The following is a 19,700-nucleotide window of genomic DNA, read 5'->3' as shown; positions in this document are numbered from 1 at the left end:
AGCTTGTTTGGTTACACGAAACGGACTTTGGGTTGTCTTTGCTCACTTTGATTTGAAGCAAAAAATAAAAAATTACGGTGTGATAGATTTCACGTTGTGGCGGTAAGGAGCTTCTGGTATATTTATCTCCCGTCCAGAAGCACTCCATTTCCCTCATTCAACCAATTTCAGGTTAAACATGACGACAAATTACATTTTTGTTACTGGCGGGGTTGTATCCTCTCTAGGTAAAGGTATTGCAGCAGCATCTCTTGCGGCTATTCTAGAAGCTCGTGGTCTTAAAGTGACTATGATGAAGCTTGACCCTTACATCAACGTTGACCCGGGCACAATGAGCCCTACTCAGCACGGTGAAGTGTTCGTTACAGAAGATGGCGCAGAGACTGACCTTGACCTTGGTCACTACGAGCGTTTCATCCGTACCAAGATGACCAAGCGTAACAACTTCACTGCAGGTCGTGTTTATGCCGACGTACTTCGTAAAGAACGTCGTGGTGACTACCTAGGCGCAACTATTCAAGTTATCCCTCATATCACTAACGCAATCAAAGATCGCGTTATTGCAGGTTCTGAAGGCCATGATGTGGCTATCGTTGAAGTTGGCGGTACTGTTGGTGATATCGAATCACTACCATTTATGGAAGCGATTCGTCAGCTAGCTGTTGAGCTAGGCCGTGAGCGCGCAATGTTCATGCACCTAACACTTGTTCCTTACCTAGCGGCAGCGGGCGAAGTGAAAACTAAGCCGACGCAACACTCTGTAAAAGAACTTCTATCTATCGGTATTCAGCCAGACATCCTAGTTTGCCGTAGCGATCGCGTTATTCCTGCGAATGAGCGTAAAAAAATCGCACTGTTCTGTAATGTTCCAGAAAAAGCAGTAATTTCAATGAAGGATGTAGACTCTATCTACAAGATCCCTCAGTTGATTAAATCTCAAGGGCTAGATGACCTTGTGTGTGCTCGCTTTGGTATTACTGCTCCTGAAGCAGACCTTTCTGAATGGGAACAGGTTATCTACGAAGAAGCAAATCCTACTGGTGAAGTAACCATCGGTATGGTTGGTAAATACATTGAATTACCAGATGCATACAAATCTGTGAACGAAGCGCTTAAACACGCTGGCTTGAAAAACCGCCTAAGCGTCACAATTAAGTATGTAGACTCACAAGATATCGAAACAAAAGGCGTTGAACTTCTAGAAGGTTTGGACGCAATCCTAGTACCAGGTGGCTTCGGCGATCGTGGTATTGAAGGCAAGATCCGTGCGGCTCAATATGCACGTGAAAATAACGTGCCTTACCTAGGTATTTGTTTGGGTATGCAAGTTGCACTAATCGAATACGCGCGTAACGTTGCGGGTATGGAAGGTGCACATTCAACAGAATTTAACAAAGAGACTAAGTACCCTGTGGTAGGTTTGATCACAGAGTGGGTAGACGAATCAGGTAGCGTAGAAGAGCGTACTGAAAAGTCTGACCTAGGCGGTACGATGCGTCTTGGTTCACAGCTGTGTCACCTAGAGAAAGGGACTAAAGCTCGTGAACTGTACGGTAGCGCGACGATCCATGAACGTCACCGTCACCGTTACGAAGTGAATAACGTGCTTCGTCCGCAAATCGAAAAAGCAGGCCTAAAAGTATCAGGTCTATCTGCGGACAAGAAGTTAGTGGAAATGATTGAGAACCCAGCTCACCCATGGTTTGTAGCGGCTCAGTTCCACCCAGAATTCACCTCGACTCCTCGCGATGGACATCCATTGTTTGCAGGTTTTGTTAAGGCTGCGGGCCAAAACGCACGCGGCGAATTCGAGAAGTAAAAGGATACGGGCGGCGGCGAAGGTTGTGCTGCTGCCCTTTAAGATTGACATTTATATTTGAAACGAGAGGAAACATTAATGTCTAAGATCGTTAAAGTTCTAGGTCGTGAAATCATCGACTCACGTGGTAACCCAACTGTAGAAGCTGAAGTACACCTAGAAGGCGGTTTCGTAGGTATGGCGGCAGCTCCATCTGGCGCATCTACTGGTTCTCGCGAAGCTCTTGAGCTACGTGACGGTGACAAAGCACGTTTCCTAGGTAAAGGTGTTCTTAAAGCAGTTGAAGCTGTAAACGGCCCAATCGCTGAAGCTCTAGTTGGCAAAGACGCTAAAGACCAAGCTGCAATCGACGCAGTAATGATCGAACTAGACGGCACTGAAAACAAATCTAAATTCGGTGCTAACGCTATCCTAGCTGTTTCTCTAGCAAACGCTAAAGCTGCTGCTGCTGCGAAAGGCATGCCTCTATACGAGCACATCGCTGAGCTAAACGGCACTGCAGGTCAGTTCTCTATGCCTCTACCAATGATGAACATCATCAACGGTGGTGAGCACGCAGACAACAACGTTGACATCCAAGAGTTCATGATCCAACCAGTTGGCGCTAAGACTCTTAAAGAAGGTCTACGTATCGGTGCAGAAGTATTCCACAACCTAGCTAAAGTTCTTAAGTCTAAAGGCTACAGCACTGCAGTTGGTGATGAAGGTGGTTTCGCTCCTAACCTTAAATCTAACGCTGAAGCTCTAGAAGTTATCGCAGAAGCTGTTGCAGCTGCTGGTTACGAACTAGGTAAAGACGTAACTCTAGCTATGGACTGTGCTGCATCTGAGTTCTTCGACAAAGAAGCTGGCATCTACAACATGAAAGGCGAAGGTAAAACTTTCACTTCTGAAGAGTTCAACCACTACCTAGCTGAGCTAGCTAACCAATTCCCAATCGTTTCTATCGAAGACGGTCTAGACGAGTCTGACTGGGATGGCTTCAAGCACCAAACAGAACTACTAGGTGACAAGCTTCAACTAGTAGGTGACGATCTATTCGTTACTAACACTAAGATCCTTGCTGAAGGTATCGAGAAAGGCGTAGCTAACTCTATCCTTATCAAGTTCAACCAAATCGGTTCTCTAACTGAGACTCTAGCTGCAATCAAGATGGCTAAAGACGCAGGTTACACAGCAGTAATCTCTCACCGTTCTGGCGAAACTGAAGATGCAACTATCGCTGACCTAGCGGTAGGTACAGCAGCAGGTCAAATCAAAACTGGTTCTATGAGCCGTTCTGACCGTGTTGCTAAGTACAACCAGCTAATCCGTATCGAGGAAGCACTAGGTGATCGCGCTCCTTTCAACGGTCTTAAAGAAGTTAAAGGTCAAGCTTAATTCTTCACTGAATTAGCAGCTTAACTTAAAGCTTTTAAAACACCCTGCTTTGGCGGGGTGTTTTTTTATATAACGGAAGCGCTAAGTGAGCGCACTCCTCCATGTTTCAAGTAAGCGGTCTCAAAGAAGTTAAAGATCAAGCTTAATTCTTATTGAGTAAAGTTTCGCTAAATAGCTTTTTGAAACCATCGCTACGGCGGTTTTTTGTATTTATAGGTTTGTATTTTTGGCTCTTACTTTGGTCATGGGTAAGGAGCGCTTCCTATGAGCTTGTTTCATTTTGCTGCTTATTTCTTGTAAGGAGCGTGTGAGTCTCCCTTTCTCCCCTAGAGGCAACCTCGCATTTATGCTATATATGTCACCTTATCTAATTCCTTCCGGTACAGAATGTTAGCAGCGATATGCGAATCTTTGTTATAGCCCTTACGCTACTGTTTGGCTTGCTTCAATACACTCTATGGTTTGGTAAAAACGGAGTGTCTGACTACTACACAGTAAAAGATGAAATTGAAGTTCAGCAACAAGTGAACAGCAAGCTACAAGCTCGCAACAATGAAATGTTCGCTGAGATTGATGACTTAAGGCAAGGTCTTGATGCGATTGAAGAACGTGCGCGTCATGAGCTCGGTTTAGTTAAAGATGGCGAGACTTTTTACCGCATTATAGGTGAGGAAAACCATTAAAATGTTGGATATGAACTCATCGCATATCGCAATTGTGCCTGCTGCTGGTGTAGGGAGCAGAATGAAGGCAGATCGCCCTAAGCAATATTTATTGATCGAAGGTAAAGCGGTACTGGAACATACCGTAGAGAAACTGCTTTCTCACCCAAATATTTCTAAGGTTGTCGTTGCCGTTACTGACGGCGACCCATATTACCCAGAATTGTCCATTGCTAAGCACCCAGATGTGATTCGTGTAGCTGGTGGTAAAGAAAGAGCAGACTCTGTGTTATCAGGGCTAAACTATGTCAATGAGCATCTGGAAAGCGAGTGGGTATTAGTCCACGACGCTGCGAGGCCATGTGTATTAACATCCGACATTGACCGTTTGATTGATGTTTGCTGCGCCCACTCAACGGGTGGCATTCTCGCATCTCCTGTGAGAGATACAATGAAGCGAGCAAACGCAGTACAAGATATCGATCATACGGTAGATAGAGAAGCATTGTGGCATGCACTGACTCCACAAATGTTTAAAACTCAGCAGCTTACTCAAGCACTGGCTGACGCATTAGAACAGGGTGTAACCATTACCGATGAAGCCTCGGCTTTGGAATGGTTAGGCGAGAAGCCAGCCTTAGTTCAAGGGAATGCGAACAATATAAAAATCACTCAGCCAGAAGATCTTGCGTTAGCCGAGTTTTATCTAAGCCGTGAGCGCGGCGAATAAAGAAAGGATAGAAAATGATTCGAATTGGTCATGGTTTCGATGTACATAAATTCGGTGGTGAAGGCCCAGTCATTATTGGTGGTGTAGCAATCCCTTATGAGCAAGGTTTGATTGCTCACTCAGATGGCGATGTAGCGTTGCATGCGTTAACGGATGCTCTGCTGGGCGCGATTGCTGCCGGCGATATTGGTCGTCATTTCCCAGATACGGATGATAAATGGAAAGGCGCAAACAGTCGTGAATTACTGAAAGACGTTTACCGTCGAGTTAAAGAGCAAGGCTACCGTCTTGGCAATGCTGATGTAACCATCATGGCACAAGCGCCTAAAATGGCACCACACATTGACGCAATGTGTGCGGCGATAGCCGAAGACCTAGAAACCGACATTAGTAACATTAACGTAAAAGCGACGACGACAGAACGTCTCGGTTTTACTGGACGCAAAGAAGGCATTGCAACGGAAGCCGTTGTACTTCTGTTTAAGCAATAACTAGCAATTTGCTCCTCTAAGCTGTGATATCAGCGGAAACACATCATGTCAGACATTTTATCTTCATTGGCTTACCTAACGGGTAAGCCAGTTGCATCGGCAAAAATTAAAGCGCAGCCAGAGCATTTTCAGGTTCGCGAAGATTTAGGTTTTGCCTTTACGGGCGAAGGCGAGCACTTAATGGTTCGTATCCGTAAAACGGGCGAGAACACCAGCTTCGTTGCTAACGAGTTAGCAAAAGCCTGTGGTGTTCAGTCGAAAGACGTTAGCTGGGCGGGTCTTAAAGACCGTCATGCGGTGACGGAACAGTGGTTAAGTGTCCATTTACCAAAAGGTGAAACGCCAGATTTTTCAGCGTTTTTGGCTCAATACCCAAGTATCGAAATCCTTGCAACAGATCGTCACAATAAAAAACTGCGTCCTGGTGACCTAGTAGGGAACGAGTTCGTGGTTACTTTGTCTGAAGTGACAGATATAGCGGATGTAGAGCAACGTCTTGAAAAAGTGAAACAAGTTGGCGTGCCAAACTACTTTGGTAGTCAGCGTTTTGGTAACGATGGCAACAACCTTGAAGAAGCACGTCGATGGGGACGCGAAAACGTTCGTACCCGCAATCAAAACAAGCGAAGCATGTATTTATCAGCGGCTCGTTCGTGGATTTTCAACCGCATCGTTTCAGCTCGTCTAGAGAATTGTGTGTTTGATAAGTTCATTGATGGTGACATTGCACAGACGAATTCTGGCACTCAGTTGATTGATGCAAACAACATCACTGATTTGCAAGTGCAATTTGCACAAGGTGAAGCGGCAATTACCGCTGCGCTTGCTGGCGATAATGCACTGCCTACTCAAGCCGAGGCTCTGGCATTAGAGCAACCGTTTTTAGACGAAGAGCCTGACCTCATGGCGTTGATTCGTGGTAATCGCATGCGCCACGATCGTCGCGATATTGCGCTGAAGCCAAAAGATTTAGCTTGGACGGTTGAAGGTAACAACATTACGCTGACTTTCTCACTGGATGCGGGATCTTTTGCGACCTCTATTGTTCGTGAGTTAGTTAATGAGGTTGAAGTAGAAAGAGAATACTAATGGAACAGGATTCACGAAACCCGAAGCCCTTAAGAGTCTTAATCAGCAATGATGATGGTGTTCATGCACAAGGGATTCATGCCCTCGCTGATGAGTTGAGAGATATCGCCGAAGTGACCATTGTCGCACCTGATCGAAATCGTTCAGGTGCTTCGAATTCACTCACATTAGAACAACCATTACGCGTGACTGAAATTGCCCCAAATATCTACTCAGTGCAAGGCACGCCCACGGATTGTGTGCATTTCGCGCTGAATGAGCTAATGAAAGATGATTTGCCTGATCTTGTTCTGTCAGGAATCAACCATGGCGCTAATTTGGGTGATGATGTTCTTTATTCTGGAACAGTAGCAGCCGCCATGGAAGGTCATTTCCTTGGCGTTCAGTCGGTGGCTTTTTCTCTAGTGGGTAAGCGACATTTCGAATCCGCCGCTAAAATTGCACGTCACATTGTACAACAGCATTTAGCGTCGCCGATTCCAACGAATCGTCTACTGAACGTAAACGTGCCTGACTTACCATCAGAGAATTTAGGTGAAATTGAAGTTACGCGTTTAGGTGCACGTCATCACGCAGAGAATATGATCAAGCAGAAAGATCCGAGAGGCCATGACATTTATTGGTTAGGGCCACCAGGAAAGGAGCAAGATGCAGGAGAGGGCACGGACTTTTATGCAATTGAGCATGGCCGAGTTTCAATGACGCCTCTGCAAGTTGATCTCACCGCTCACGAGTCGCTGCGTGCTATGGATAGTTGGTTAAAGGAAGAGAAGTAATGAGTAACCCACATGCTGACAGGTTGATAGCGTTTCTTATCTCCAGTGGCATCAAAGACCAAAGAGTTCTGGATGCTATCCAACGCTTGCCACGAGAAAGCTTTGTTTCTCAAGCGATGATGCACCAAGCCTATGATAACAATGCGTTACCAATTGGTCAGGGACAAACTATTTCTCAGCCTTATATCGTTGCGCGTATGACCGAGTTGCTTGAGCTAGAGCCGGCGAGTCGTGTTCTGGAAATCGGAACGGGATCGGGTTATCAAACCGCGGTACTGGCGCAAATTGTTGATCATGTATACTCCGTTGAGCGAATTAAATCGTTGCAATGGGAAGCAAAGCGTCGCCTGAAGCAATTGGATATTTACAATGTTTCAACTAAGCATGCTGATGGGTGGCAGGGCTGGGAAGCGAGAGGTCCTTTCGATGCTATTATTGTTACCGCTGCCGCTGAAGTGATTCCCCAAGCTCTTCTCTCACAATTAAGAGATGGCGGCAAAATGGTCATTCCTGTTGGAGATACGGAGCAACAGTTATTAAAAATAGAGCGTAAGGGAGACGAATATCTCTCTACCGTTGTAGAAATGGTTCGGTTCGTACCTCTGGTTGCGGGTGATTTAGCTTAAGGGTTGGGGATAGGTGAATAAGTTACTACGTCATATTGGTATTAGCTTTGTGTTTGCTGCAGGACTAGTTGGTTGTGCAGCGCATTCCCCTGCACCTGTCTCTAGCCTAAAAAAAGACTATTCAAGCCTTGAAAGAGGGAGTTACAGAGGGAGTTATTATGAGGTAAAAAAAGGCGATACGCTTTACTTCATAGCTTATGTCACAGATAAAGATGTAAATGATCTTGTTCGTTACAATGAGTTAACTCAGCCTTACACTATCTACCCAGGACAGAGGCTAAAACTTTGGGCTCCGAAATATGTCGCCCCTAAATATGGTCAAAAAGTTGAACCCGTTGTGGCTCCTGTTGTTACGCCCCCCCCAGCTCCAGTGACGAAAACATCAACAGCCTCTAAACCTAAACCTTCGAGTAAAAACTCTAGTCAAAAACCTACAGAGACTAAGCCTAAAGTCGTACAAAAACAGCCTCCAAAGAAGGTTGAACAATCGAAAACAAAGGAGTATGTTGGTTCAAAAGATAACCAAAAAGTGAAGCAAAAAGCGCCAACTACCACAGCAAAGAGTGATAAAGTCTCAAAGTGGTTGTGGCCAACAAAAGGGAGAGTAATCAAGAACTTTTCGGCGGGAGAACAGGGAAATAAAGGTATCGACATCGCAGGACAGCGTGGTCAACCTATCGTTTCAACCGCAGCCGGCACAGTCGTTTATTCAGGCAATGCGCTACGAGGTTATGGCAACTTAATTATAGTAAAGCATAACGACAATTATTTAAGCGCATACGCACATAATGACAAACTGCTGGTCACAGAAGGACAAAGCGTAAAAAGCGGACAAAAAATCGCTACCATGGGTAGTTCAGGTGCAAAGTCGGTCAAACTACACTTTGAAATTCGCTATCAAGGTAAATCAGTGAATCCAAAACGCTATTTGCCTTAAAACTTTGAAAAACAACTTGCGACATCATTTAGCGACATATTGAGTTGTCATGTCTTGCTAACTCGCCAGGGGGAGGCGTTATGAGTATCAGCAACACAGTAACCAAAGTTGAAGAGTTTGCATTTGATAATGCGTCAGTGAAGACCATTGATAACGAACTCGAAAGATCATCATCCACAGAAAGCAAAGCGACTGCGCGTGAAGAATTTGACGCGAGCAGTAAAAGCTTAGATGCAACTCAGTTGTATTTGGGCGAAATTGGCTTCTCACCTTTACTTACTGCCGAAGAAGAAGTGCTTTACGCAAGACGCGCCCTACGTGGCGACGAAGCGGCACGCAAACGTATGATCGAAAGTAACCTACGTTTGGTTGTTAAGATTTCTCGTCGATACAGTAACCGTGGTCTAGCACTACTCGATCTGATTGAAGAAGGTAACCTCGGCTTGATCCGAGCGGTCGAAAAATTCGACCCAGAACGTGGTTTCCGTTTCTCTACTTACGCAACATGGTGGATCCGACAAACGATAGAGCGAGCGTTGATGAACCAAACTCGCACGATCCGTCTACCTATCCACGTAGTGAAAGAGCTGAACATTTATCTGCGTACTGCGCGTGAACTTTCTCAAAAGCTCGATCACGAACCGACCGCAGAAGAAATTGCTGCTCAATTAGATATTCCAGTCGAAGACGTAAGCAAAATGTTACGCCTTAATGAGCGTATTAGCTCTGTCGACACGCCAATCGGTGGTGACGGTGAGAAAGCGCTGCTGGATATTATTCCTGATGCAAACAACTCTGATCCAGAAGTTTCGACTCAAGATGACGACATCAAATCATCGTTGATTCATTGGTTAGAAGAGTTGAATCCGAAACAGAAAGAAGTGCTTGCACGTCGCTTCGGCCTACTAGGCTACGAGCCTTCGACGCTGGAAGAAGTTGGTCGAGAGATTGGTCTGACACGTGAGCGAGTACGTCAAATACAAGTGGAAGGTTTACGTCGTCTTCGTGAAGTCCTAATCAAACAAGGTTTGAATATGGAAAACTTATTTAACGTAGAAGACGATTAAATAATCCGTATTTCACTAGATACGCAAAAGGCTATGGTTCCCCATAGCCTTTTTTCTTTTTTGCTCGTTGGTGTGAGTCTGTTTACAGCATCTTCTTCAAGCGATACAGCTCTTCAAGAGCTTGGCGTGGCGTTAAGTCGTCAGGATCAATACCTGACAGAGCTTGTTCGACCTCGCTAGGCTCTGGAATCAGGCTCAACTGGTTAGCCACATCTACTGCACTTGGACGCGGTGTGTCACTGTTTTGCCCCAGTTGCTCTAGCTGAGATAGCTTGTTACGCGCATTTTTGATGACCGTTTTTGGTACGCCAGCTAAGCCCGCAACAGCCAAGCCGTAAGACTTACTTGCCGCACCTTCTTGAACTGCGTGCATAAAGGCAATGCTGTCTCCATGCTCTACGGCATCCAAGTGAACGTTCGCTAAGTTTGGCAGTTGGTTCGGTAACTCTGTTAATTCGAAGTAGTGAGTTGCAAATAGGGTCATCGCACCAATTTGTGTTGCGAGCCATTCCGCACTTGCCCAAGCTAAAGACAGACCGTCGTAAGTACTAGTACCGCGTCCGATTTCATCCATTAGCACCAAACTGTTCTTAGTTGCGTTGTGAAGAATATTGGCTGTTTCGGTCATTTCTACCATGAAGGTCGAGCGGCCAGATGCAAGATCATCTGATGCACCAATACGAGTAAATATACGATCTAAAGAACCAATCTGTGCGGATTCTGCCGGTACATAAGAGCCGATATGTGCCATCAATGCAATCAGCGCAGTTTGACGCATGTAGGTTGATTTACCACCCATGTTTGGACCGGTGATGATCAACATCTTACGGGCTGGGTTAAGCTCAATTGGGTTCGCGATGAACGGCTCTGTTGTTACTTGTTCTACGACTGGATGACGGCCAGCTTGAATGTGAATTCCTGCGTCTTTCACAAGCGTTGGGCGGCAGTAATCTAACGAATCTGCACGCTCTGCAAGGTTTTGTAATACATCTAGTTGAGACAGAGCAGAAGCTAGGTTTTGCAGCTTCTCAAGGTTTGGCATCAATAGATCAAACAGTTCTTCCCACAACTGTTTCTCAAGTGCTAACGCTTTAGATTTCGAGTTAAGTACTTTGTCTTCGTGTTCCTTAAGCTCTGGGATGATGTAGCGTTCAGCGTTTTTGAGTGTTTGGCGACGTACATAATGCGGTGGAACCAAATGGCTCTGGCCACGGCTCACTTGGATAAAGAAGCCATGAACGTTGTTATAGCCTACTTTAAGCGTATCGATACCGTGTCGTTCACGCTCATCTCGCTCAAGCTGCTCAAGATATTCTGTTGCACCGTCTGCCAATTTTCGCCATTCATCGAGCTCCGCATTGTAGCCTTCAGCGATGACGCCACCATCACGAATAACAACCGGCGGATTTTCTTTAATCGCGCGTTCTAACAGGTCACATACTTCGTCAATCGGAGCTGCATACTTCGCCAATTTCGTTAGGTACGGATGGGTCAAAGAAGCGGTGACAGATTCTAGCTCTGGTAGCTGTTGCATGGCATTGCGAAGCCTAGCCATATCGCGAGGGCGAGCAGAGCGTAATGCAAGGCGCGCTAAGATACGTTCAATATCACCAATTTGCTTTAACGTTGGTTGAAGATAGGCAAACAGAGCTTGTTCTTTAATCTCACCAATTGCATCAAGACGATTGTTTAACGTTTCAATGCAACGCATAGGCTGATGCAACCAACGCTTCAGCATTCGGCTGCCCATCGGAGTTGCACAATGGTCGAGTACTGCAGCGAGCGTGTTATCGGTTCCGCCTGCTAGATTTTGAGTAATTTCCAGATTACGTCGGGTAGCAGCATCAAGGATGACGGATTGATCCTGATGATCAAACGTTAAAGAGCGAATATGAGGTAAAGCCGTACGTTGAGTATCTTTTACGTACTGGATCAAACAACCAGCAGCACATAACCCTAAGGACGCATGTTCTACACCAAAACCAACCAGATCTTTTGTGCCAAATTGTTGATTGAGTTGTTGCTTAGCCGTATCAAGCTCAAACTCCCAGACTGGGCGACGACGGTTACCATTGCGGCTCGCCATTAAATGTACAGGTTCAAAATCTTCTGGGAACAGTAGCTCACGTGGTGCAGTGCGTTGAAGCTCGGCTGTCATCGCTTCTTCAGTTTCTGGTTCTGTCAGTTGGAAGCGACCAGAGGTGACATCCAGCGTCGCATAACCGAACTTACCGTTGTGATGGTAAATTGCTGCGATTAAGTTATCGACACGCTCAGAAAGCAGCGCTTCATCCGTCACAGTACCTGGTGTCACGATACGCACAACTTTACGTTCTACCGGGCCCTTGCTGGTGGCCGGATCGCCAATCTGTTCACAGATCGCCACAGACTCACCAAGCTGAACAAGTTTTGCCAGGTAGCCCTCTACGGCGTGAAATGGCACACCCGCCATTGGGATAGGTTCACCTGCAGACGCACCACGTTTGGTCAATGAAATATCAAGAAGCTGAGAAGCTCGCTTGGCATCATCGTAAAAGAGTTCGTAGAAATCGCCCATGCGGTAGAACAGCAAAATCTCTGGGTTCTCAGCTTTTAGCTTGAGGTATTGCTGCATCATCGGAGTGTGTTTTTGTTCAGCTTTCACAGGTAAGTTCTTTTGTTTATTTCCGTAGCGGCTTAGGATACGTGAATCCCTATCAAGTAAAAAGAGACAAAGGGCATTTTGGCTATGGAAAAAACAACAAAATTGAGTGCCGATTTAGGCGCATTATTGGCTAAACACGGGCATGTTTTAACGACCGCAGAATCATGCACTGGTGGTGGTGTTGCAACCGCCATTACTGACATTGCTGGTAGTTCAGCGTGGCTTGACCGTGCATTTGTCACCTACAGTAATGAAGCGAAAATGGAGATGCTTGGTGTGCAAGCTTCAACGTTAGAAGCGCATGGTGCAGTGAGTGAGCCAGTTGTGATTGAAATGGTACAGGGTGCAATTAAAAACTCAAATGCCACCATCGGTGTATCCATCAGTGGTATTGCAGGGCCGGGTGGTGGCAGTGAAGAGAAACCAGTCGGTATGGTCTGCTTTGCTTTTGCTGATAACCAAAGTTGGCAGCAAGTAGAAACCATGCATTTCTCTGGTGACCGTGCAGAAGTTCGCAAAAAAGCGGTCGAGCACGCGTTGACTCAATTGTATCAACATCTGCTCTAGAATTTCTTAACTTGTTTTAGCCCAGCATTGATAAGGGCTAGAGCAAATCATGACTTTAGGTCAGCCAAATTTTTTTCATACAGGTATGGACACTGTATGAATCAACAGTATAATAACTTTCATTGCTGAGCAGTTCTTCTGCTTAAGAAAAATGAATTACTATTCGTCGCCCAAAGAAGATGAATAAATCGGAGAAAGTAATGGACGAGAACAAACAGAAAGCGCTCGCCGCTGCGCTAGGTCAAATTGAAAAGCAATTCGGTAAAGGCTCTATCATGCGCCTTGGTGATAACCGCGCAATGGACGTAGAAACCATCTCAACGGGTTCTCTTTCTCTTGATATCGCTTTGGGTGCTGGTGGTCTACCAATGGGTCGTATCGTAGAAATCTACGGCCCAGAATCTTCAGGTAAAACAACATTAACGCTTGAGCTTATTGCTGCTGCGCAACGTGAAGGCAAAACGTGTGCGTTTATCGATGCAGAGCACGCTCTAGATCCTGTATACGCGAAGAAACTTGGCGTTGATATCGATGCATTGCTAGTTTCTCAGCCAGACACAGGTGAGCAAGCGCTAGAGATCTGTGACGCACTTGCACGTTCTGGTGCTATCGATGTTATGGTTGTCGACTCTGTCGCAGCACTAACACCGAAAGCAGAAATCGAAGGCGAAATGGGCGATAGCCACATGGGTCTGCAAGCACGTATGCTTTCTCAAGCAATGCGTAAGCTAACGGGTAACCTAAAGCAGTCTAACTGTATGTGTATCTTCATCAACCAAATCCGTATGAAGATTGGTGTGATGTTTGGTAACCCAGAAACAACAACAGGTGGTAACGCACTTAAGTTCTACGCTTCTGTTCGTCTAGATATCCGTCGTACTGGCGCAATCAAAGAAGGTGACGAAGTCGTAGGTAACGAAACGCGCATCAAAGTTGTTAAGAATAAGATTGCAGCACCATTTAAAGAAGCAAACACACAAATCATGTACGGCCAAGGCTTTAACCGCGAAGGTGAACTTGTCGATCTAGGTGTGAAGCACAAGTTAGTTGAAAAAGCCGGTGCTTGGTATAGCTACAATGGCGATAAGATTGGTCAAGGTAAAGCGAATGCATGTAACTACCTGCGTGAGCACCCTGAAGTGGCTAAAACTATCGATACAAAACTGCGTGAAATGTTGCTAGCGCCAGCACTTGCGGAAGCGCCTGAAGCTGGTGAAGCGCCAGAGCAAGCTGAAGAGTTTTAATCTCTCATAGATTAATAAATGACAAAGCCCTGCAATGCGGGGCTTTGTTGTATCTATTGAAATCAAAAATCGAATTATCACAAAGGCCATTGAGAGCCTGTACAGCAAAAATACTTTTAGGATCATCATGTACCAAAAACGCCAGGCGCCAACATTATCGAGCAAAGAGGCTGCTATACAATTGCTTAGCCGTCGCGATCATGGTCAGTATGAGCTTTACCAAAAATTATCGATGAAGGGCTATGAAGAATCAGACATCGACATCGCAATTAATTTTTGCCTAGACCATAACTATTTAGATGATTTACGTTACGCGAAGAGTCAAATTAGACAGCATGTATACAAAGGACATGGAGAGCGTCGAATTCGTCAAGAGTTAAACCAGAAGCGTGTTGCGGAATCGGTGATTGAGCAAGCTATGGCTGAAGAGCCGCAAGATTGGTTTGAACTGGCTAAACAGGCGGCAGAAAAGAAATTCAAAGGTATTAAAGCCAAAGACCAAAAAGAGTACGCAAAACAAGTTCGTTTTCTGCAGTATCGCGGCTACAGTTTTGACCAAATCAGCTACGCGCTGAGCTTTGAGGACGAAGATTAACGGTCAGTCGTCCGCACTGATTTTTGTTTTGCTTCAAATTTTTTCTCCTACTCCCTCTTTTCCTCAAGAAAACTAGTCTCAGCTGTTTGCATGATCTACAATACGGCAAAATTCTAACTCGACTATTTTCAGGAAGAGCTGCATGTACATGAGCACTGATGAGGTTCGTAACGCGTTCCTCAAGTTCTTTGAGAGCAAAGGACACCAAATCGTAGAAAGTTCATCGTTAGTTCCACATAACGACCCAACCCTGCTGTTCACAAACGCAGGTATGAACCAATTTAAAGATTGTTTCTTAGGCTTAGAAAAACGAGCCTACACTCGAGCGACTACGGCTCAGCGTTGCGTACGTGCTGGTGGTAAACATAACGACCTAGAAAATGTTGGCTTTACTGCTCGTCACCACACATTCTTTGAAATGTTAGGCAACTTCAGCTTTGGCGATTACTTCAAAGAAGATGCGATCTCCTTTGCTTGGGAATTCCTAACCGAAGTTCTTAAACTGCCAGCGGATCGTTTATTGGTAACTGTTTACGAAACCGATGACGAAGCGTTTGACATCTGGAACAAGAAAGTTGGCGTACCCGCTGATCGTATTGTTCGCATTGGTGATAAAGAAGGCGGCAAGCCGTACGAGTCTGATAACTTCTGGCAAATGGGCGACACTGGCCCTTGTGGTCCATGTACTGAAATCTTCTACGATCACGGTGAGCACATCTGGGGTGGCCGTCCTGGCACGCCTGAAGAAGATGGTGACCGTTTCATCGAGATCTGGAACAACGTATTCATGCAGTTCAACCGTCACGCAGACGGGACTATGGAACCGCTACCAAAACCATCGGTAGATACTGGTATGGGTATCGAGCGTATCTCTGCAATCATGCAGGGCGTTCACTCAAACTACGAAATCGATGTATTCCAAGCTCTTATCAAAGCAGCAGCAGAAGTGATCGGTTACGAAGACCTATCAAACCAATCACTACGCGTTATCGCTGACCACATCCGTTCATGTTCATTCCTGATCGTGGATGGCGTTATGCCTTCAAACGAAGGTCGAGGTTACGTATTACGCCGTATCATCCGTCGTGCAGTTCGTCACGGTAACAAGCTGGGCGCACAAGGTGCATTCTTCCACAAGTTGGTTGGCGTTCTAGCTGACATCATGGGTACGGCTGGTGAAGAGCTGAAGCGTCAACAAGCTGTGGTTGAAAAAGTACTGCGTATCGAAGAAGAAAACTTTGGTCGTACACTTGAGCGCGGTATGGCGATTCTAAACGAAGCACTAGATAACCTAGACGGTAAAGTACTAGACGGCGAAACCGTATTTAAACTTTACGATACTTACGGCTTCCCAGCTGACTTAACTAACGACGTAGCACGTGAGCGTGAGTTCGCAATCGACGAAGAAGGTTTCGAGAAAGCGATGGAAGAGCAGCGTCAACGTGCGCGTGAAGCGGGTAACTTCGGTACTGACTACAACGCAGCAATCAAAGTTGATACGCAAACAGAATTCTGTGGTTACACAGGTACTAAAGGCTCTAGCTCTGTAGCGGCGATGTTCGTTGAAGGCAACGAAGTAGAATCTCTATCTGCAGGCGACAAAGCAATCATCGTGCTTGGTGAGACACCATTCTACGCAGAGTCAGGTGGTCAATGTGGTGACGCTGGTGAAATCCGTACTGAAGCTGGTGTATTCTGTGTTGAAGACACTCAAAAGCTAGGTAACGCAATCGCACACCACGGTGTAATGGCAGAAGGCGTTCTAGCGAAAGGCGACGAAGTAGCAACTATCGTTGACGCAGAGCGTCGCGCAGCTATCTCTCTAAACCACTCAGCAACGCACTTGCTACACGCAGCACTTCGCCAAGTTCTTGGTGAGCACGTAACGCAGAAAGGCTCTCTAGTGAAAGCTGACAGCCTACGTTTCGACTTCTCACACCTAGAAGCAGTAACTGCAGCAGAACTGAAAGAAGTTGAGCGTCTAGTTAACGCGCAAATTCGTCGTAACCACACGATTGAAACCAACGTGATGGACATTGAGTCTGCTAAGAAGAAAGGCGCAATGGCTCTATTCGGCGAGAAGTACGACGACGAAGTACGCGTACTGTCTATGGGTGACTTCTCGACAGAGCTTTGCGGTGGTATTCACGCATCAAGCACAGGTGATATTGGCCTATTCAAAATCACTTCAGAAAGCGGCATTGCTGCAGGTATTCGACGTATTGAGGCGGTAACAGGCGAGGCTGCATTAGACGCGATTGAAGCTCAAAACGCGAAGTATGAAGAGAAACTGGCAGAATCTGCACAGAAAGCAAAAGCGCTAGAGAAAGAAGTGCAGAAGCTAAAAGATAAGATGGCAGCAGCAGAAAGCGCTAACATCATGGGCAAAGCGGTTGAAGTCAATGGTACAAAAGTTCTAGTCGCAGCTCTTGAAGGCGCTGACAGCAAGAACCTACGTACTATGGTTGATGACATCAAGAACCAAATGGGGTCTGGTGTCGTACTGCTTGCCAACGTAACAGGTGACAAGGTTGGTCTGATTGCTGGTGTGACTAAAGATCTAACTGGTAAAGTAAAAGCTGGTGATCTAGTTAAGATGATTGCTGAGCAAGTCGGTGGTAAGGGCGGTGGTCGTCCTGACATGGCTCAAGCTGGTGGTACTGATGTAGCCGCACTACCAGAGGCAATTAAAACAGTTCAGCCTTGGTTAGAAGAGCGCTTATAAGCTTTTAACTACTAAAATTACGCTCAATCAAGTTTCTTTGATTGAGCGTAATTTTTTTTAGCAGCCAAGTGGTTTAATTGACCAAAAGTTAACCGAGTCATTTAGGCTATTTGGTTTTTGTTGTAACTACTGCTTATATAATTTTTCTAAAAGGAAATACTGAAGATGTAAGCAGTTCTAAAGAGACTTCGGTCTTGGGAAGGTGAAGACTGGTGAAAAAGCCCCTTATCGTGCAAAAGTTTGGCGGAACCTCAGTGGGTTCAATTGAAAGAATCCACCAAGTTGCTGAACACATCATTAAGGCGAAAAATGATGGCAATCAAGTTGTTGTTGTCGTGTCTGCAATGTCAGGCGAAACAAACAGACTGATGGACCTCGCTAAACAGATAGATAGCGTGCCTACAGCTCGAGAACTTGATGTTTTGCTCTCTGCTGGTGAGCAAGTGTCAATGGCACTGTTAGCAATGACACTCAATAAATTGGGTCATGCTGCACGCTCGCTTACCGGAGCACAGGCGAATATTGTGACGGATAATCAACACAATGACGCAACGATTAAACACATTGATACTAAGACAATTCTGGGATTGCTTGAGCAAGACCAAATCGTGATTGTTGCAGGCTTTCAAGGTGTGAATGAGAACGGGGATATCACCACATTAGGTCGAGGTGGCTCAGATACGAGCGCAGTGGCACTGGCAGGCGCATTGCGCGCTGATGAGTGTCAAATCTTTACCGACGTTGATGGTATTTATACTTGTGACCCACGTGTAGTGAAAAACGCGCGAAAATTGGCGGTTATCGATTTTCCTTCCATGGAAGCGATGGCAAGCCGAGGCGCGAAAGTATTACATTTACCTTCAGTGCAATTTGCATGGAAGAATAATGTGCCACTGCGCGTGCTTTCGACATTTGATGTTAATGAAGGCAGTCTGGTAAAGGGGGAGTTAGGCAATCAAGCCGTCTCTGGTATAGCCATTCAACGTGACCTTGCCATAATCGAAGTCGATAAAGAACATTTATCTAGTGCTACAAAACAATGTCAGATGTTGGGTATCGACATTTGGAATGTGATCGAGGAAACAGAACGGGCAGGTATCATGATAAAACAAGATGCATGTGCCAAGTTCGATCTGGTGTTCAGCGACAAAATCCGTAATAGTGAAGTGGTAAGCCTGTTGACCGCAGTGGGGCTTGAGGCCAATGGAATGGTAGAGCACGCATGCGATTTGTTGGCAAAGCGAGATATTGAGATCAATTTCAGAGCAACGAATGCACTCACTATGATGCTAGTTTTAGCACCCGAATGTGTGGATACAGCAGCAAACATTCTGCATGATGCTTACATTACGTCTAGTGAAGCATTAAACATTCAACAAAAACATGCCTTTTTAGGCTGATTTTCGCTAACAAGGTAGTTTACGAAAATATAACTTTTGTTGGATAATAGCTTTGTAGCAAGAAAATTTAGAGATTACTCAAGGAGCAAAGAATGCTAATTTTGACTCGCCGCGTAGGCGAAACACTGATGATTGGTGATGAAGTGACTGTAACTGTACTAGGTGTTAAAGGTAACCAAGTGCGTATCGGCGTTAACGCTCCGAAAGAGGTTTCAGTTCACCGTGAAGAAATCTACATGCGCATTCAAGCTGAAAAAGGCAATGGCAACGTTGCTTCAGGTAACTACTAAGTCGCTCCTGTTTACAGAGCTTAGTTTGAATGAAAAAGGCTAACCGAAGGGTTGGCCTTTTTAGTTTTTACTTTTTTTGAAAATTTGCAGAAACTATTGTGTTGAGTATGGCTGTGAATTCATCAATAATGTTGATTCGAACTTCAGAAAGTTATTTGAAAATAAATGTCTTTTTTTCAGAGAAGACTCTCTTTTTTTCATCATAATAGAGTGATAAAGTTCGTTTAATAGTCACTTTGATTAAATCAGCAACGGTTAAGCCAGTTTCGTAGATTTTTTCAAAGAAAGTGTTTGACATATTTTCGGTAAAACGTAATATGTGCCTCCGCAAGACGGTGAGGTGGCCGAGAGGCTGAAGGCGCTCCCCTGCTAAGGGAGTATACGGTTTATCCCGTATCGAGGGTTCGAATCCCTCCTTCACCGCCATTCTTGCAACGTTGATTTATCAACAAAAAGTGCGTCCTTAGCTCAGCTGGATAGAGTACCTGGCTACGAACCAGGCGGTCGGAGGTTCGAATCCTCCAGGACGCGCCATATCTCTTTTGAGATATAACAATGAAAACGGTGAGGTGGCCGAGAGGCTGAAGGCGCTCCCCTGCTAAGGGAGTATACGGTTTATCCCGTATCGAGGGTTCGAATCCCTCCTTCACCGCCATTC

The 19,700-nt window shown here is 45.5% G+C and carries 17 protein-coding genes and 3 tRNA genes; 19 read left to right on the top strand and 1 reads right to left on the bottom strand.

Annotation, left to right across the window (positions count from 1 at the left end; translation table 11 throughout):
* Window positions 1–178 precede the first annotated feature (178 nt).
* From R7P36_RS09350 to rpoS, 10 genes are all read left to right on the top strand, one after another.
* The gene (locus tag R7P36_RS09350; RefSeq protein ID WP_021034029.1) at window positions 179–1,819 is read left to right on the top strand and encodes a CTP synthase; all 1,641 of its coding nucleotides are present in this window, start codon (window positions 179–181) and stop codon (window positions 1,817–1,819) included.
* 78 nt (window positions 1,820–1,897) lie between these two features.
* On the top strand, window positions 1,898–3,199 hold the full coding sequence (eno, locus tag R7P36_RS09345; protein ID WP_005380909.1) for a phosphopyruvate hydratase: 1,302 nt from the start codon (window positions 1,898–1,900) through the stop codon (window positions 3,197–3,199).
* A 401-nt stretch (window positions 3,200–3,600) separates the two neighbouring features.
* Window positions 3,601–3,882 (top strand): cell division protein FtsB, encoded by a 282-nt coding sequence (ftsB, locus tag R7P36_RS09340; RefSeq protein ID WP_005380907.1) that lies wholly within the window; start codon window positions 3,601–3,603, stop codon window positions 3,880–3,882.
* 1 nt (window position 3,883) lies between these two features.
* Window positions 3,884–4,591 carry a 2-C-methyl-D-erythritol 4-phosphate cytidylyltransferase gene (ispD, locus tag R7P36_RS09335; RefSeq protein WP_017633548.1) on the top strand — a complete coding sequence of 236 codons (708 nt, stop codon included), beginning with the start codon at window positions 3,884–3,886 and terminating at the stop codon, window positions 4,589–4,591.
* Between the two features lie 14 nt (window positions 4,592–4,605).
* On the top strand, window positions 4,606–5,082 hold the full coding sequence (gene ispF / locus R7P36_RS09330) for a 2-C-methyl-D-erythritol 2,4-cyclodiphosphate synthase (protein WP_005380896.1): 477 nt from the start codon (window positions 4,606–4,608) through the stop codon (window positions 5,080–5,082).
* Between the two features lie 45 nt (window positions 5,083–5,127).
* On the top strand, window positions 5,128–6,171 hold the full coding sequence (gene truD, locus R7P36_RS09325) for a tRNA pseudouridine(13) synthase TruD (protein ID WP_047103165.1): 1,044 nt from the start codon (window positions 5,128–5,130) through the stop codon (window positions 6,169–6,171).
* The gene (surE, locus tag R7P36_RS09320; RefSeq protein WP_047103164.1) at window positions 6,171–6,947 is read left to right on the top strand and encodes a 5'/3'-nucleotidase SurE; all 777 of its coding nucleotides are present in this window, start codon (window positions 6,171–6,173) and stop codon (window positions 6,945–6,947) included. Before truD ends, surE begins: the two co-directional genes overlap by 1 nt.
* Complete coding sequence (locus R7P36_RS09315; protein ID WP_005380892.1) at window positions 6,947–7,573, top strand: protein-L-isoaspartate(D-aspartate) O-methyltransferase; 627 nt, start codon at window positions 6,947–6,949, stop codon at window positions 7,571–7,573. The genes surE and R7P36_RS09315 overlap by 1 nt, the downstream gene beginning before the upstream one ends.
* Window positions 7,574–7,586: 13 nt before the next feature.
* Window positions 7,587–8,510, top strand: coding sequence for a peptidoglycan DD-metalloendopeptidase family protein (locus R7P36_RS09310; protein WP_005380889.1), 924 nt, complete (start codon window positions 7,587–7,589; stop codon window positions 8,508–8,510).
* Window positions 8,511–8,590: 80 nt separating this feature from the next.
* Window positions 8,591–9,577 carry an RNA polymerase sigma factor RpoS gene (rpoS, locus tag R7P36_RS09305; RefSeq protein WP_005380887.1) on the top strand — a complete coding sequence of 329 codons (987 nt, stop codon included), beginning with the start codon at window positions 8,591–8,593 and terminating at the stop codon, window positions 9,575–9,577.
* 82 nt (window positions 9,578–9,659) lie between these two features.
* Here rpoS and mutS read toward each other — a convergent pair whose 3' ends face one another.
* Window positions 9,660–12,221, bottom strand: a complete 2,562-nt coding sequence (gene mutS, locus R7P36_RS09300) for a DNA mismatch repair protein MutS (protein ID WP_213899247.1) — start codon at window positions 12,219–12,221, stop codon at window positions 9,660–9,662.
* Window positions 12,222–12,305: 84 nt separating this feature from the next.
* On the opposite strand from mutS, the gene pncC reads away from it, so the two are divergent.
* The 9 genes from pncC (at window position 12,306) to R7P36_RS09255 (ending at window position 19,697) form a co-directional block, all read left to right on the top strand.
* On the top strand, window positions 12,306–12,788 hold the full coding sequence (gene pncC / locus R7P36_RS09295) for a nicotinamide-nucleotide amidase (RefSeq protein ID WP_005383794.1): 483 nt from the start codon (window positions 12,306–12,308) through the stop codon (window positions 12,786–12,788).
* Window positions 12,789–12,988: 200 nt separating this feature from the next.
* Window positions 12,989–14,032, top strand: a complete 1,044-nt coding sequence (gene recA, locus R7P36_RS09290; RefSeq protein ID WP_005380874.1) for a recombinase RecA — start codon at window positions 12,989–12,991, stop codon at window positions 14,030–14,032.
* 127 nt (window positions 14,033–14,159) lie between these two features.
* Complete coding sequence (gene recX / locus R7P36_RS09285; RefSeq protein WP_017633543.1) at window positions 14,160–14,627, top strand: recombination regulator RecX; 468 nt, start codon at window positions 14,160–14,162, stop codon at window positions 14,625–14,627.
* Between the two features lie 142 nt (window positions 14,628–14,769).
* Window positions 14,770–17,352 (top strand): alanine--tRNA ligase, encoded by a 2,583-nt coding sequence (gene alaS, locus R7P36_RS09280; protein WP_047103161.1) that lies wholly within the window; start codon window positions 14,770–14,772, stop codon window positions 17,350–17,352.
* A 212-nt stretch (window positions 17,353–17,564) separates the two neighbouring features.
* Window positions 17,565–18,752, top strand: coding sequence for an aspartate kinase (locus tag R7P36_RS09275; protein WP_213899248.1), 1,188 nt, complete (start codon window positions 17,565–17,567; stop codon window positions 18,750–18,752).
* Between the two features lie 92 nt (window positions 18,753–18,844).
* The gene (csrA, locus tag R7P36_RS09270; protein WP_004415691.1) at window positions 18,845–19,042 is read left to right on the top strand and encodes a carbon storage regulator CsrA; all 198 of its coding nucleotides are present in this window, start codon (window positions 18,845–18,847) and stop codon (window positions 19,040–19,042) included.
* A gap of 334 nt (window positions 19,043–19,376) precedes the next feature.
* A tRNA-Ser gene (locus tag R7P36_RS09265) sits at window positions 19,377–19,468 on the top strand.
* A gap of 31 nt (window positions 19,469–19,499) precedes the next feature.
* Window positions 19,500–19,576: transfer RNA gene (locus R7P36_RS09260), tRNA-Arg, on the top strand.
* Window positions 19,577–19,605: 29 nt separating this feature from the next.
* Window positions 19,606–19,697, top strand: a tRNA-Ser gene (locus R7P36_RS09255).
* The last annotated feature ends 3 nt before the right edge of the window (window positions 19,698–19,700 follow it).

It is taken from the genome of Vibrio sp. 397 (assembly GCF_033339395.1).
Classification (GTDB): domain Bacteria; phylum Pseudomonadota; class Gammaproteobacteria; order Enterobacterales; family Vibrionaceae; genus Vibrio; species Vibrio alginolyticus.
Note: the sequence above shows the minus strand (reverse complement) of the source record. Positions and strands in the feature narration are given on the sequence as shown.